This window comes from Pandoraea anhela (assembly GCF_902459655.1).
GTDB classification, from domain to species: domain Bacteria; phylum Pseudomonadota; class Gammaproteobacteria; order Burkholderiales; family Burkholderiaceae; genus Pandoraea; species Pandoraea anhela.
This window is the reverse complement of record NZ_CABPSB010000003.1, coordinates 45,999-60,362: the sequence shown is the minus strand read 5'-3', so window position 1 is coordinate 60,362 and position 14,364 is coordinate 45,999. Positions and strand designations below refer to the sequence as shown.

General features: G+C 65.7%; 12 protein-coding genes and 1 pseudogene. 6 read left to right on the top strand and 7 right to left on the bottom strand.

The features are described 5' to 3' along the window. Positions 1-156 precede the first annotated feature (156 nt). Positions 157-1,770: a hypothetical protein gene (locus PAN31108_RS05650; RefSeq protein ID WP_150667926.1), complete on the bottom strand. Its 1,614-nt coding sequence runs from the start codon at positions 1,768-1,770 to the stop codon at positions 157-159. Between the two features lie 230 nt (positions 1,771-2,000). Here PAN31108_RS05650 and PAN31108_RS05645 point away from each other — a divergent pair, with 230 nt between their 5' ends. Then, entirely contained in the window at positions 2,001-2,696 is a 696-nt protein-coding gene (locus tag PAN31108_RS05645; protein ID WP_150667925.1) for a SecDF P1 head subdomain-containing protein, read from the top strand. 108 nt (positions 2,697-2,804) lie between these two features. Here PAN31108_RS05645 and fba read toward each other — a convergent pair whose 3' ends face one another. The 5 genes and pseudogenes from fba to PAN31108_RS05620 all read right to left on the bottom strand — a co-directional run. Further along, positions 2,805-3,869: a class II fructose-bisphosphate aldolase gene (gene fba, locus PAN31108_RS05640; protein ID WP_042112359.1), complete on the bottom strand. Its 1,065-nt coding sequence runs from the start codon at positions 3,867-3,869 to the stop codon at positions 2,805-2,807. Between the two features lie 132 nt (positions 3,870-4,001). Continuing rightward, positions 4,002-5,435, bottom strand: coding sequence for a pyruvate kinase (gene pyk, locus PAN31108_RS05635; protein WP_150667924.1), 1,434 nt, complete (start codon positions 5,433-5,435; stop codon positions 4,002-4,004). Positions 5,436-5,677: 242 nt separating this feature from the next. Beyond that, positions 5,678-6,883, bottom strand: coding sequence for a phosphoglycerate kinase (locus tag PAN31108_RS05630; protein WP_150667923.1), 1,206 nt, complete (start codon positions 6,881-6,883; stop codon positions 5,678-5,680). An 86-nt stretch (positions 6,884-6,969) separates the two neighbouring features. Then, a complete protein-coding gene (locus tag PAN31108_RS05625; RefSeq protein ID WP_150667922.1) occupies positions 6,970-7,293 on the bottom strand; it encodes an AzlD domain-containing protein in 324 nt (107 codons plus the stop codon). Between the two features lie 212 nt (positions 7,294-7,505). Further along, positions 7,506-8,234 (bottom strand): annotated as a pseudogene (locus tag PAN31108_RS05620) (AzlC family ABC transporter permease); the annotation flags it as partial. 463 nt (positions 8,235-8,697) lie between these two features. Between PAN31108_RS05620 and PAN31108_RS05615 the strand changes: the two are divergent. The 5 genes from PAN31108_RS05615 to PAN31108_RS27145 all read left to right on the top strand — a co-directional run bounded on the left by PAN31108_RS05615 (position 8,698) and on the right by PAN31108_RS27145 (position 12,491). Continuing rightward, positions 8,698-8,892, top strand: coding sequence for a zinc-finger domain-containing protein (locus PAN31108_RS05615; RefSeq protein ID WP_039396595.1), 195 nt, complete (start codon positions 8,698-8,700; stop codon positions 8,890-8,892). 120 nt (positions 8,893-9,012) lie between these two features. Continuing rightward, complete coding sequence (gene waaF / locus PAN31108_RS05610; protein WP_150667921.1) at positions 9,013-10,038, top strand: lipopolysaccharide heptosyltransferase II; 1,026 nt, start codon at positions 9,013-9,015, stop codon at positions 10,036-10,038. Positions 10,039-10,116: 78 nt separating this feature from the next. Beyond that, a complete protein-coding gene (locus tag PAN31108_RS05605; protein ID WP_150667920.1) occupies positions 10,117-10,572 on the top strand; it encodes a nuclear transport factor 2 family protein in 456 nt (151 codons plus the stop codon). A 16-nt stretch (positions 10,573-10,588) separates the two neighbouring features. After that, the gene (locus tag PAN31108_RS05600; RefSeq protein WP_150667919.1) at positions 10,589-11,620 is read left to right on the top strand and encodes a YheT family hydrolase; all 1,032 of its coding nucleotides are present in this window, start codon (positions 10,589-10,591) and stop codon (positions 11,618-11,620) included. Between the two features lie 88 nt (positions 11,621-11,708). Then, on the top strand, positions 11,709-12,491 hold the full coding sequence (locus tag PAN31108_RS27145) for a DUF2946 family protein (protein ID WP_150667918.1): 783 nt from the start codon (positions 11,709-11,711) through the stop codon (positions 12,489-12,491). A gap of 102 nt (positions 12,492-12,593) precedes the next feature. Here the strand turns inward: PAN31108_RS27145 and PAN31108_RS05590 are convergent, their stop codons facing one another. Then, positions 12,594-14,093 (bottom strand): M48 family metalloprotease, encoded by a 1,500-nt coding sequence (locus PAN31108_RS05590; RefSeq protein WP_150667917.1) that lies wholly within the window; start codon positions 14,091-14,093, stop codon positions 12,594-12,596. Between the last annotated feature and the right edge of the window lie 271 nt (positions 14,094-14,364).

Sequence of the window (14,364 nt, the reverse complement as noted above, 5' to 3'; positions counted from 1 at the left end):
AATATCAGGAAGGGCAAAGGCGTAATTATACGCGCGTCGGGGGGGTGTTTCACGAAGATGTCGGTCCGGCGAGTGCCGGGCGCCGACATCTTGCCGGCTTTGCGCGCCGTCAATTCCCCGGTGCGCTGCGCCTTCTGCCGGGCTCCACGTGCGCCGTCAGTGACGAAATCCGGCGGCGAGCCGCGCCGTCTCGTCTGCCTGAACCAGCAAGGCGACCACCGGCGAGCGCGAGATCGGGTTCGTCATGACGTCGCCGCGCTGCCGGCAATGCCGGTACCAGTCGGCGACCGACTTGACGTCGTAATACTTGTTGTCGCAAGTCAGCCCGTAGTCGTCGAGCGACACCAGACGCACGGCGTCCGGACTCTGCGGATCGACCTCATCTTGCGAAATCCGGTCCGTGTGCCCGCCGATGTAGCCCGGACTCAGGAATCGCACGCCGCTCAGCACGCCGATTTCGCCGCGCAACCACAACAGCGCCGTGCCGGGCGGTAAGCCGCCCGACGCCAGCAGCGGCGCGACCCGCTCGAAGTTCGCCTCCAGAATGCCGGCCAGTTTGCAACGCCCCTGAGCGCTTTGCCAGTCGATGTCGGCGTTGACCATTACCTCGGGCAGCCGCTGCCTGAGCTGCAACACTTTGCGCTCCCAGCGCGGGTCGCCGCGCCCGGGGGCGCGCAGCATGGCCGTGAGCCGCGACAACTCCGCCACGAGGTCCATGCCGCGCGCCGCCACGTTGATGTGATGGTCGCTGGCCTCGGCGCGCTGACTGACGACCTCTGTGGCGAGTTGAGCGCGCAGCCGCGTGTCGCCCGCCCGGAGTTGCAGCGCCGCGCTGGCGATCACGGCACATGGCCGGGCGATGCCATGCTCGGAACACACCAGCGCGATCTTGCCGGGATTGCGTCGCATAAAATCCGCGACGCCTTTGCCGGCGCGCCACAGCGTCGCGCCGTCGATCTTCGCATCGAAACGCTCCATGCCGGTGAATTCCATGAAGTGCACGTGCGACAGGCCGCCGTCGAGATTGCCGTGGGCCGAAAGGGCCCCCGAGGCGGCGGGATGACGTGCCTTCGCGCCCCGGCGCGTGAGCGCAGTGATGTAATCGCTGACGGGCCGCTCACGATAACCGGGTGTGGCCACAGCCCCCTGAGACACACGGGCCGCACCCCTTGCACCCGTTGCACCCGTTGCATCCTGCGCATCCTGCATATCCCGCAGGCGCATCGTCCCCGGCTCGACGCTGAAAATCGCGCCGATCTGCGGGTGCGCCTTGAGCATGCGGGTCAGCGAGCGCACCTCGGCCGGCGTCGCCGTCGGCCCGACGATAAAGCGACAGCCGCCCAGCTCGAGCAGGCCGTAGCGGGTACACTCGCCGCCCGCACGCATCAGCGTCGCGGTGTTGACGCCATAACGGTCGGCCCAGTGTTGTGCGCTTTCGCGCATCGACGGCCCCCAGTCGGGCGCCGGGTCGTCGTAGCCCCAAAGTCGGATCGGCAAGCTCAGTGCGGCACTGGCGTCGGCGCGGGGACCACGTCCGGCGGCTCGCCAGTCGGCGGCCATCGTCATCCGCACGTCCGTCGGAATGTCCGTCGACGCCTGCGCTGCGGCATGGGAAACGGCGCCCGGCCCGCGTAGCGAAGGCGTACGGTTGAGGGTGCCTGTCAGCGATGTCGCCATGGTGCCGGTGCGCGACGGCGGTGGAGATGTCTCCTCGGCGCTGGAAAGCCCAAGACATCGGGCGACGGTCCTGGGAAAGCTATTGAACGGCATGAATCACTCCGGATGGCCCAGGTTGGGCGGGTTGGCGGGAGGCACGGAGACTGCCACGCCCCGTGCCGCCAGACTTCCGGGATCGGCCGCCCACCTGTGGTTTCGTGCCGAGGCAACGGCCACGGCGTTGCGGCGCCGAGCGCCGACCGGCATGTCGCCGTGCTTCGTGCGCGCAAGGATGTTGCCTAGAATGGAAATGTTCACCCGCCGACGCGCGAAAGGGGGCTGCCGTGACGCTCGCATCGACTCCACGTAACGTCCCGCGCCCGCGCGCCGGGACGACAGCCCCGGCCAACGAACCGGCCACCCCGCACCGCGCGCTGCGGCATGGCGCTCACATCGCGAGCGTTGCCCTCGTCGCCCTTGCCGCCGCTATCGGTCCGGGCAGCGGCCCATTGTGGGCTCGGACGACCGCACCTCACGCGATGGCGTCCATGCCCTCGGCGTCGCCGGCCTCCGCGGCGCCCTCGCCGTCCGGGAAACCGCGGTCTCAGGCAGCCGCACCGAGCATCGCCTCGGGCGGCAGCGCGTCCGGCACGTCGCCCGACACCGACGAACGCGTCGCGACGCCCCGCCTGATCGCCATCGCGACACCGGAAACCGACAACGACATCCCGCGCTTCGCCCTTTATGCGGCCCGCGATATCGAACAGTTGGGTTTGCAGTTTCCGGCACAGACGGCCAATGCGTCGCCGGACAGCGAGGTTGTCGTCACGATGCGTCTGCGCGACAGTGCGACCACACGCATGCGCGATTTCTCACGCCAGCATCTGAACGAGCCGATGACGCTGATCGTCGACGGCGTGGAGATGCTCACCGCCACGATCCGCTCGGAACTGGGCGGCAAGTTCCAGTTGCAACTGCCAAAAGAAAAGGCCCGGCTTCTGTTCCAGCGCGTGCTGGCGAAAGCCGGGCCTGCGACCTGAGCGACGGTGTATGGCCTGCGGCAATGCCGCGGGCGTCACGCCGCGCAGGTCAGGCAACGAATCATGCGGTGCATGCAGGGCATGTTCCGCACGACGCGTGCCGCCTGATTACTTCACGATCTGCGCGAGGTCGCCGCTCTTGTACTTCTCGGCCATCTTCTCGAGCGACACGGTCTTGATCTTGCCGGCCTGACCTTCGCAACCGAACGACAGATAGCGCGCCTTGCAAACCTGCTTGGCGGCTTCGCGCGCCGGCTTCAGGTAGTCGCGCGGGTCGAACTTGCTCGGGTTTTCGAACAGATAGCGACGGATCGCGCCGGTCATGGCCAGACGGATGTCGGTATCGATGTTGATCTTGCGCACGCCGTGCTTGATGCCTTCGACGATTTCTTCGACCGGCACGCCGTAGGTTTCCTTCATGTCGCCACCGAACTCACGGATCTCAGCGAGCAGTTCCTGCGGCACCGACGACGAACCGTGCATCACCAGGTGCGTGTTCGGAATGCGGCGGTGGATTTCCTTGATGCGGTCGATGGCGAGAATGTCGCCCGTCGGCTTGCGGCTGAACTTGTAGGCGCCGTGCGAGGTGCCGATGGCGATGGCCAGCGCGTCGCATTGCGTCTGCTGCACGAAGTCGGCAGCCTGATCCGGATCGGTCAGCAGTTGCTCACGGGTCATCGTGCCGTCGGCGCCGTGACCGTCTTCCTTGTCGCCCTTCATCGTTTCGAGCGACCCCAGCACGCCCAGCTCGGCTTCCACCGTCACGCCGATGTAGTGCGAGAACTCGACGACCTTCTTCGACACTTCGACGTTGTACTCGTAGCTGGCGACCGACTTGCCGTCGGCTTCGAGCGAGCCGTCCATCATCACGCTCGAGAAACCGCTCTTGATAGCGGCCATACACACGGCCGGCGATTGGCCGTGATCCTGGTGCATCACCACCGGGATATGCGGGTAGGCTTCCACGGCGGCCGAGATCAGGTGACGCAGGAACGCTTCGCCGGCGTACTTACGCGCACCGGCGGATGCCTGCATGATGACCGGCGCACCGACTTCGTCGGCAGCGGCCATGATCGCGGAAACCTGCTCCAGATTGTTGACGTTGAAGGCCGGCAGACCATAGCCGTTTTCGGCGGCGTGGTCGAGCAGCTGTCGCATAGAGACTAGGGGCATGATGTTCTCCTTGGAATCAAAAACTAAGCAAATCTTTCCTCGATCCAGAGGTGCCCCTCATGACGACGGCTCGCGGGCGGCGCGGCGTGTGCAACGCACTGTCACCCCGCCGCACTCGCGCGGCCTGCATCGTCATGCGTGGCCCACCTGGACGATCTTCAACGTATTGGTACCGCCGGGTTGTCCCATCGGCTCACCCACCGTCAGCACGATCGTGTCGCCGCGCTTGACGACGCCGCTCGAAAGCAGCAGTTGCTCTGCCTGCTTGAGCGCCTGATCGCGGTCCTGCGTGGCGTCTGCGCGCATGGCGTAGACATTGCGATACAGCGCCATCTTGCGGTGACTGCCGAGCTGCGAGGTCAGCGCAAAAATCGGCACATGGATCTTGTGACGGGACAGCCACAACGCGGTCGCGCCCGACTCGGTCAGCGCCACGATGGCTTTCGCGCCAAGATGATACGCGGTAAACAGGGCGCCGGCGGCAATCGTTTGGTCAATGCGCGTAAAAGTTTGGTCCAGCCAATCGCGATCGAGTTCCACCGTCTCCGAGCGCTCGGCCTCGACGCAAATCGCCGCCATCGTCTCGATCGTCTCGACCGGATACTTGCCTGCGGCGCTCTCGGCCGAAAGCATCACCGCGTCGGTCCCGTCGAGCACGGCGTTGGCGACGTCCGACACTTCGGCGCGGGTCGGCACCGGATTGTGGATCATCGACTCCATCATCTGGGTGGCCGTGATGGTCGTCTTGTTCATCTCGCGCGCGAGCTTGATCATGCGCTTCTGAAGCGCCGGGACCGCAGCGTTGCCGACTTCGATGGCCAGATCGCCACGCGCGACCATGATGCAGTCCGACGCCGCCAGAATCTCTTCGAGCGCCGGGATCGCTTCCGCACGCTCGATCTTGGCGATCATCAGCGGCTTGATGCCGTAAGGCTCACCCGCCACGTTCGCCAGACGTCGCGCCATTTCCATGTCGGTGGCGTTCTTCGGAAACGAGACCGCGACGTAATCGGCGCCCAGCGCCATCGCGGTCTTGATGTCTTCCATGTCCTTCGCGGTCAGCGCCGGCGCCGTGAGTCCGCCGCCCTGGCGGTTGATGCCCTTGTTGTTCGACAGGTCGCCGCCAACCTTCACGGTCGTGTGGATCTCGCTGCCGAGCACCCGGTCGACGATCAGCACGATCAGCCCGTCGTTGAGCAGCAGCACGTCGCCGGTGCGCACGTCGCGCGGCAGTTCCTTGTAATCCAGCCCGACGCGCTCGTCGTTACCGAGTTCGCATTCGGCATCCAGAATGAACCTGGCGCCGGCTTCGAGCGTGGTCTTGCCGTTCTCGAACTTGCCGACGCGGATCTTGGGGCCCTGCAAGTCGGCCATGATGGCCACTTCGCGGCCTGCCGCCCGGGCAGCCGCGCGCACCATGTCGGCACGCTCGATGTGGTCTTGCGCCTTGCCGTGCGAGAAGTTCAGGCGAACGACGTCGACGCCTGCGGCGATCATGCGCGAAAGCACTTCCGGCGTGCTCGATGCCGGACCGATGGTGGCGACGATCTTGGTGGAGCGGTTCATTACATCCATCTCTTCATCCTCTTTTGGTAGCAGCGCTTTCGACATTACCGGCGCTTAGAGGTTTGTAACGCAATTAGGCCGCCGCAGGTTAACCAAAAAGTTCGTATTGTCCGTACGAAATCGTTTGATTCGATCCCAAACGTTCGCAATAAGGCGATCGAAACCGCCGTCTGCCAACGTCTCCGGGACCGTCCAACCGGCCCGCGAGCCCCGCCCCACCTGCCTTCCCGCAATCCGCGCGATCAGTTCGACTGTGCGGCGCGTTGTTGCAGCACGTCGACGGCCGGCAGCGTCTTGCCTTCCAGGAATTCCAGGAAAGCGCCGCCACCGGTCGAGATATAGCTGACCTGATCGGCGATACCGTATTTGGCAATGGCCGCGAGCGTGTCGCCACCGCCGGCAATCGAGAAGCCCTTGGCCGCCGCAATGGCGCGCGCCAGGGTTTCCGTGCCGTGACCGAACTGGTCGAATTCGAACACGCCCACCGGACCGTTCCACACGATCGTGCCGGCGCTGCCCAGTTGTTCGGCCAGTTTGGCGGCGGTTTGCGGGCCGATGTCGAGGATCATGTCGTCGGCGGCCACATCGGCAGCGGCCTTCACGGTCGCTTCGGCAGTGGCGCTGAATTCCTTGGCGCACACGACGTCCGTCGGAATCGGCACCGATGCGCCGCGCGCAGCCATGGCGTCGATGATCGCCTTCGCTTCGCCGACCAGATCGGCTTCGGCGAGCGACTTGCCGATCGGCAGGCCGGCCGCCAGCATGAACGTGTTGGCGATACCGCCACCCACGATCAGTTGATCGACCTTGTCGGCGAGGGTCTTGAGGATGGTGAGTTTGGTGGAAACCTTGGAACCGGCCACGATGGCCACGAGCGGACGCGCCGGCGCGTTCAGTGCCTTGCCCAGCGCTTCGAGTTCGGCGGCGAGCAGCGGGCCGGCGCAGGCGACGCCCGCGTACTTGGCGATGCCGTGGGTGGTGGCTTCGGCGCGGTGGGCGGTGCCGAACGCGTCGTTCACATAGACGTCGCACAGCCTGGCCATCTTCTGCGCCAGTTCGTCGTTGTCCTTCTTCTCGCCCTTGTTGACGCGGCAGTTCTCCAGCAGCACGACCGCGCCCGGCGCCACGTCGAAACCGCCGTCGACCCAATCGGCCACCAGCTTCACTTCACGGCCGAGCAGTTCCGACAGGCGTTGCGCCACGGGGGCGAGCGAGTCGGCGGGCTTGAATTCGCCTTCGGTCGGACGGCCCAGATGGGACGTGACCATCACGGCAGCGCCGGCGTCGAGCGACATCTGAATGGCCGGCACCGAGGCGCGGATCCGCGTGTCTTCCGTGATGCGGCCGTTATCGTCCTGCGGCACGTTCAAATCGGCGCGGATGAAGACACGTTTGCCCGCGAGGCGGCCCTGAGCGATCAAATCGGAAAGACGTACGACGGAAGCCATGAGAATCCGGAATAAATGGTGGGAAAAACATGCATTTTAACTGATCCGACCCACCGGACGCCCATTTTTGCGGTCGAAGGTTCCGCCTACAGGAACAGCCGTCCGAGCGTGTAGACGACCATGCCGATCACGATCATCTCGATCATGTTGCGGCGCCAGATGAACCAGCCCGTCGCCGCCACGGCCGCGGCCAGCTTGTGATTGCCCAGATGCACGGCGAACTGATGATCGAGCAGGACCACTTCGGGCACGACGATCACGGCCAGCGCCGCCGCCGGAGCGTAGCGCAGCGCGCGTTGCAATCGCTGCGGTAGTGCCACGCGCTCCCCGCCGAGCAGAAAGAACGTCCGCGTGACGATCGTAATTGCCGTCATCGCGACGAAGGCGAACCAGATTTCGAAGGTGCTCATCGACGACGCTCTCCCGCACTGCGACGCGCCTCGGGCGACGCCTCCACCGCTTGCGCACCGTCCTCGCGCGTTTCGAGCGTTTCGAGCGTTTCGAGCGTTTCGAGCGTTTCGAGCGTTTCGAGCGTTTCGAGCGTTTCGAGCGTTTCGCGCGTTTCGAGCGTCTCGACCGCAGCGGCCGCAGCCGGCGGCGTCGCCGGAATCGGCACTTTCACCGGGTTCGCCAGCGCCAGCCGCTTCGCGTGACGCGCGGCCAGTTCGTCGCACACCATGCCGGCAGCGAGCGCCCCGATCACCCCCAGCACGAGATTGAGGCGGTAAGGCAGATCGAACGCCAGCACGCCGATGAGCGACGCGAGCGCCACCGCCAGCATCGTCGAGCGGCTGTTGATCGTGTGAACCATCATGGGAATGAGGGCGAGCGTGCCCGCGAATCCGAGCCCCCAGCTATCGGGCACGAGCGCGCCCAGCGCGATACCGAGCATCGACGACACGTGCCACACCGCCCAGTTGCTGAGCGTGATGCCGTAATACGTGCCCTCTTTACCCGGCACATAACCGTTCGCGAAATTCTGGTTCATGAACATCACGAACCCGAGATCGCCGTTCATGTACCCGAGCGCGATGCGTCGCGGCAACGACAGATAGGAAAAATGCGGTTGCAGCCCGGCGCTGAAAATCACGAAACGCAGATTGACGATGCCGACCGTGAGCAGAATCGTCCACAACGGCATGCCGGCGGCGAAAAGCGGCAGCGACGCCAACTGCGCCGAACCGGCGTAGAGCATCAGGCTCATGCCGACGGCCTGCGGCACGGTGAGCACCGACTTGCTCATGGCGACGCCGGTGACGAGCCCCCACGAGAAGATAGCGGGCAATAACGGCGAGATAATGCGAAAACCCGCCGCGAACCCTTCACGTTCGGCGGCTGGCAAGCGAAGCATTGGCATGGTCAGCTTGGGGGGCGAGCGCCGTGACGAACGACGCGGTGTCTGGTATTGCGGGGCGAAGCGGTCCCGACGGCGCCCGGCACGCCCAAGATGGCCGCAAGCGGCCATGGCGCCCGCCAGGGTTGCCGGAGTGTCTCGTGAATATGTTCATCATTGGCGGCGGACGACAGGCCATTATAGCCACGGTAAATGATTACTTAGTCACTGAAAACCGTACTTCGACCTGTTTTTTCTGATGCAACGCGAGGGGTGTCGCGTACGTACCACGCGGACCCGTGACACGAGGCGACACCGGGGCGCGCGAGGTGCGGGCCATCCGCAAAGGGCTGCTGCTGCTTTACAATAGCGACTTTTGGTAAGCGGGCGGTTGCTCGCGAAGCCATCGGAAGTTACCGAATCAGCGAATATCCGCGAATACCAGCGAATACCTGCGAATACCCATCACGGTCCGAACCCCATGAGCGAAGTCAAACAAATGCCGGTCGTCGAAGTCGGCGCCGAAGATCTGCCGGTCCACTGCCCGAATCCGAAGATGCAATTCTGGAGCAGCCATCCGCGCGTGTTCATCGACGTGAGCCACGGCGAAGCGGCCTGCGCCTACTGCGGCACGCGCTATCGCCTGAAGCCCGGCACCGTGATCAAGGGTCACTGATCGCTGCCACTCTCGTGACCCGGACCCGCCCGGCGGCGCGCAGCACCCCGTTGCTGCCCGGCGCCGCCCGCAAGTCGGTCCGTTTCATCGCCACGCTTAACGTACAGAGTCTCCGCCACGATGCATAAAGCCTTGGTGATCGCCCCCAACTGGATTGGGGACGCGCTGATGGCGCAGCCGTTGTTTACCCTGCTCAAGCGTCTGCATCCGCGCCTGACCATCGACGCGATCGCGCCCGGCTGGGTCGCCCCGGTGCTCGAACGCATGCCGGAGATTTCGCGCGTCGTCGCCACCGACCTCGCGCACGGCAAATTGCAGCCGCTCGAGCGCTACCGGCTCGCGAGCGTGCTCGCCGACGAAGGGTATGACGCCGCCTACGTGCTGCCGAATTCCCTGAAGTCGTCGCTGATTCCGTGGCTGGCGCGCATTCCGCTGCGCATCGGCTACAAGGGCGAGCAGCGCTACGGCCTGCTCAACGTGCGCCACGCCAATCCGCGCAAGGACGAGCGCCCGCCGATGGTGCGGCACTACGCCGCGCTCGCGTTCGCGCCGGGCGCCAAATTGCCCGAGACGCTGCCCACGCCGCGCATCGAAGCCGATCTGAACGAATCGGCGCGCGTGTTCGCCCGCTTCGGGCTCGATCTGCGCGTGCCGCTCGTGGTGTTTTGCCCGGGCGCCGAGTTCGGGCCGGCCAAGCGCTGGCCGCCGGGACACTTCGCCCAGCTGGCGCAGTTGGTGCGTCGCTCGTTCCCGTATGCGCAGATCGTCGCGCTCGGCTCGGGCAAGGACGGCGCGCTGGCCCAGCAAATCGCCGCCGACGCGCCCTTCGTCCGCAATCTTTGCGGGCAGACGTCGCTGGCGGAAGCCTGCGCCCTGCTCGCGCGCGCCAACGCCGTCGTGAGCAACGACTCCGGGCTGATGCACGTAACCGCCGCGCTGCGCCGGCCGCAGATCGCCCTGTTCGGTTCGTCGGATCCGCGCCACACGCCGCCGTTGTCCGATCAGGCGCACATCCTGTGGCTACAATTGGAATGCAGCCCGTGTTTTGCCCGCGAATGCCCGCTGGGTCACACGCGCTGCCTGAATGAGCTGATGCCCGAGCACGTGTTCGCGAACCTGCGCAACATCCTGCTCACGCAGCGCTGAGCCGCCCCCATTTTGCGAAACACGAGACGTCTGAAGCTGCATCAGTTCGATCCCGGTAACACTCAACGGTAAATCCTCATGCCACGTTTTGTCCGTCTGTTCGATGCCGCCAGTGAAACCATCACGGCCTTTTATGACGCGCTGCGCCGGGGTCAGACGGATCGCGCGATGGCGCTCTGGGCGAACGAGGATTTCGTCAGCTATATTCGCGCCGACGGCACCCGCTGGGACGGACTCGAGCAGATCCGCAGCGGTCTCGTCGCTCAGTTCGCGCAAAGCGTCGTGCTGATCGACTCGCTGGACACGACCGAGTACGACACCGTCGGCACGGTCGTGCACACGGCGACCGAAGCGATGCGCGTCGGCGCCGAGGACGCCAAGCAAAACACCGCCCAGCTCATCCACACGACCTACGTGCTGGTGCATGAGCAGGGCGACTGGCGCTTCGCCCACATCCATTCCAGCCCGCTCCCCCCGCATGCCGTCGAGCAATTCAGCCTGATGATGCACGCGCGTCCGGACGGGCTGCACTGAGCGCGCCGGCGTCCCGATGACAGCGCGCCCGGCAGTCTTTCTCCCCCAGGATTACCGGCCGCCCCGGTGGCTGCCCGACGGGCACAGCCAGACGATCTATCCTGCCCTGATGGGCCGCCGCCCGTCGGTGGCATTCCGTCGGGAGACGTGGGATACGCCCGACGGCGATTTCGTGGATGTCGACTGGCTGGTCGCCCCGCCCGCCTCGCAGAAGCCCCCGCCCGCACCTGACGGCCTGGTCCAGACGCCGCTCGTCGTGCTGTTTCACGGACTGGAAGGCGGCTCGGGCAGTCACTACGCCCGCACCCTGATGCGCGAAGTCGAAGCGCAGGGCTGGCGCGGCGTAATTCCGCACTTTCGCAGTTGCAGCGGACGCATGAATCGCGCGCCGCGCTTCTATCACTCGGGCGACAGCACCGAGATCGACTGGATGCTGCAACGTCTGCGTGCGCACATCTCGGGCCCGATCTTCGCCGCAGGCGTATCGCTGGGCGGTAACGTGCTGCTGCGCTGGCTCGGCGAGCGCGAGGCGCACGCGTCGCGAGTGGTGAGCGCCGCGTGCGCGATCTCCGCGCCGCTCGACCTGCGCGCGGGCGGACTCGCGCTCTCGCACGGCTTCAACATGGTGTACACGCGCAATTTTCTGGGCACGCTCAAGAAAAAGGCGCTGGCGAAGCTCGATCAGTACCCGGGCCTCTACGACCGCGACCTGATGATGGCGGCGCGCGATCTCGGCGAGTTCGACCACGTGGTGACAGCGCCGCTGCACGGCTTTCACAGCGCGTTCGACTACTACACACGGGCGTCCAGCAAACCGATTCTGCCCGCCATCGAAGTGCCCACGCTCGTCATCAACGCACACAACGACCCGTTCCAGCCCGCCAGCGCGCTGCCCGGCGAAGACGATGTCGGACGCTTCGTCCAACTGCTGCAACCGGCGCACGGCGGACATGTGGGCTTCATGAGCGGGCCATTTCCGGGAGGCCTCACGTGGATGCCGCGCACCGTCGTCGACTATTTCCGTCAATTTCTGCCGAACGCCGCGTGACGACTGCAACTCCTGCGACCGGCGCGACGGCGCCGCAAGCCGTACGGCGTACGGCGTACGCCGGCTCACCATACATTAAGGATTCCGAATGGATGAAATCGTTCGTCAGGCCATGGCCAAATGGCCCAATGTGCCGCATTGCTACGGCTGGCTCGCACTGGATCGGCGCGGGCAGTGGCGCATGCGCGACGAGCAGGTGCAAGCCGAAGGCACGGCGGGGGATCCGATTCGTCACGACGCCCTGATTGCGTTCATCGCCCGCAATTACGCGAGCGACGAAGCCGGGCGCTGGTACTTCCAGAACGGGCCGCAGCGGGTGTACGTCTCGCTGGCGTACGCCCCTTTGGTCGTGCGATTGACGTGGAACGCCACCGCCAACGACGGCCACGGCGCGCCTGTGTTGACAGACCAGTTGGGGAAGGTCTTCGTGCCGCAGGCCTGCCTGCTCGATGAGGACGGCAGCGTCGCGTTTGCGGGAATCTCGGGCGATCGCGGAAATAGCGGAAATAGCGGAAATAGCAGAGGCGGCAGAGGCGGCAAAACGCGCGAGGCAAGCACCGGTGCGAGCAAAACGCCCCGTGACAACGCTGATGCCGCCAATGCCCCGGCCGTGACCACGCTGGCGCTGCTGCACGATCACGACATCGATCTGCTCACGCAGGTATCGGATCTGACGCAGGCCTATGAAGTCGCCGAAACCTCCGACGATACAGCCGATGCGAAGGCCGCCGTGCGTCTGCACTGGCGCAACGGCGACTCGCTTGCCTTCGCCACGGTCCATGCGGGCACCTTGCCGCAGACCTACGGCTTCGAGCGCGACCCGCAAGCCCCGGAGACGTCGACGAACCGATCGGGACAAACACGCGGGTAGCGAAGTCCCATGGGATGGGCATCGGGCGCTCGGCACCGGTCGATGCACCGGTCGATGCACCGTCGATGCACCATCGATGCGCCATGGACCCAACCCGCCGGACTACCCGAACTGCTTGTTGAAGTCCTTCTCGTCTTCCTTGTCTTCCCGGTATCGACGCTGAAACTCGTGCAGTTTGGCGTCGATGGTCGACAGCTCGTAGAAGTCGGCATCCCCGGCGTCCCGCGCGAGCTTCAACTGACTGACGGCGGCCATCCACTGACCTTGCAGCGCGTACTGTTCCGCGAGCGCCTCATGCTGCCGCGCGCGCTTGCCGCCTGCCGCCCAGGCGCCGGCCAGCGCCCGCCACCAGACCGGCTCGCTGCGATAGCGCTCCACCTGCGCTTGCAGGAACTTCGTCGCGTCGGGAATACGGTGGCTCGCGACCAGCGCGTCCGCATACGCCATGTCCGCTGCCTGCGAGAGCGGGAACGCCGCACGGGCCTGCGTGGCGATGCGCAGTGCGTCGTCGGACCTGCCCGACAGTCTGGCGAGATCCGAGGCCAGCACCGCCAGACTCGGCGTGCCCGGCCCGGTGCCGCCGAAGGCCGCACGCGAGCGCTCCAGCGCGTCGCGCGCCGGTTCCCATCGACGCTGCTTGTACTCTGCGAGCGCTACGGCGTACCACGCCCCGGCGACGCTGGGCGCGGTCTGCGTCCGGATGGCCGTGCGCTGGGCCTCGGCAATCGCGGCGAAATCGCTCGCCGACTTCTGCTGCAAAACGAGGGAGCGCGCACGCACGAAAACGTACTCCGGCGACTGCTCCGGCTGGCGATAGCCGGCGCTGCGCGAGCGATTGAGCATGTCGGCGATGCGCTCTGTCGTGAGCGGGTGAGTCCGGACGTATTCGGGCACACCGGCTTCGTTGATGGCGTCAGCACGCTGCAAACGCTCGAAAAACGTCGGCATCGCATACGTATCGAAACCCGCCGCCTGTAGCAGTTGAAAGCCGACCCGATCCGCCTCGCGCTCGGCATCGCGCGAAAACCGGAGTTGCCGATCGATGGCCAGGCCCTGCCCGCCCATGGCGATGCCCAGGCCGAGATCCGAGCTTCGCGCACCGATACCCGCGAGCAAGCCGAGCAACATGCCGCCCAGCGCAAGCCAGGAGTTCTGGGCCTGCTGGCCGAGCATGCGCGCGATGTGGTGTTGCAGCACATGCCCCGTCTCGTGTCCGACGACCGATGCGAGTTCGGACTCGGTACGGGTCGCAACGATCAGACCGGTGTTGATGCCGATGAACCCGCCGGGCAGCGAAAACGCGTTGATTGCCGGATCGCGCACGACGAAGAACTCGAAGCTCTGGCTGGCGTCGAGCCCGACCTTGCGTGTGGCGGAGACGAGCCGGCTGCCCAGCGCATTGACATAATCGGAGAGCAGCAGATCGGAGACGTAATCGGGATCGGCGCGGATCTCGCGCATCACGCGCTCGCCGAGCTTGCGCTCCATCGCGGGCGAGAGGTCCGCCGCCGAACTCTGTCCGAGCGTGGGCAGTCCCTGCGCGGCCACTTGCGTCGGCACCACGGCGGTCGCGAACGTCGTCGCCGTCATCACCGGCAACATGACCCACGCGAACGCGCGGCGCCAGCGAGCGCAGACCTCGGTCGAGCCCGTCGGGCAGGATGCTCCAGATAACGAAGGATGGGGATGGCGAGCGCGCATCGGCATCATGGTCATGCAAAGGAACCGGGACGAAGCGTACAGAGCCCACCGGGCCGACCAAGCCGACCAAGCCGACTGAGCCGACCGAGCCGAAGACATGCGCGGGAGGCAAAGGATGCCGCTGCTGCGCCAGCGCGAGACATCATGCAGAACATGCGGCCTGCGGCGCGAA

What these genes read in the sequence shown, in the direction of transcription:
- PAN31108_RS05590 (WP_150667917.1), bottom strand. Translation starts at nt 14,093, where the DNA reads ATGTTGCCGGTGATGACGGCGACGACGTTCGCGACCGCCGTGGTGCCG.
- PAN31108_RS05625 (WP_150667922.1), bottom strand. Translation starts at nt 7,293, where the DNA reads ATGAGCACCTTCGAAATCTGGTTCGCCTTCGTCGCGATGACGGCAATT.
- PAN31108_RS05650 (WP_150667926.1), bottom strand. Translation starts at nt 1,770, where the DNA reads ATGCCGTTCAATAGCTTTCCCAGGACCGTCGCCCGATGTCTTGGGCTT.
- PAN31108_RS05630 (WP_150667923.1), bottom strand. Translation starts at nt 6,883, where the DNA reads ATGGCTTCCGTCGTACGTCTTTCCGATTTGATCGCTCAGGGCCGCCTC.
- fba (WP_042112359.1), bottom strand. Translation starts at nt 3,869, where the DNA reads ATGCCCCTAGTCTCTATGCGACAGCTGCTCGACCACGCCGCCGAAAAC.
- pyk (WP_150667924.1), bottom strand. Translation starts at nt 5,435, where the DNA reads ATGAACCGCTCCACCAAGATCGTCGCCACCATCGGTCCGGCATCGAGC.
- PAN31108_RS27145 (WP_150667918.1), top strand. Translation starts at nt 11,709, where the DNA reads ATGGATGAAATCGTTCGTCAGGCCATGGCCAAATGGCCCAATGTGCCG.
- PAN31108_RS05605 (WP_150667920.1), top strand. Translation starts at nt 10,117, where the DNA reads ATGCCACGTTTTGTCCGTCTGTTCGATGCCGCCAGTGAAACCATCACG.
- PAN31108_RS05600 (WP_150667919.1), top strand. Translation starts at nt 10,589, where the DNA reads ATGACAGCGCGCCCGGCAGTCTTTCTCCCCCAGGATTACCGGCCGCCC.
- waaF (WP_150667921.1), top strand. Translation starts at nt 9,013, where the DNA reads ATGCATAAAGCCTTGGTGATCGCCCCCAACTGGATTGGGGACGCGCTG.
- PAN31108_RS05615 (WP_039396595.1), top strand. Translation starts at nt 8,698, where the DNA reads ATGAGCGAAGTCAAACAAATGCCGGTCGTCGAAGTCGGCGCCGAAGAT.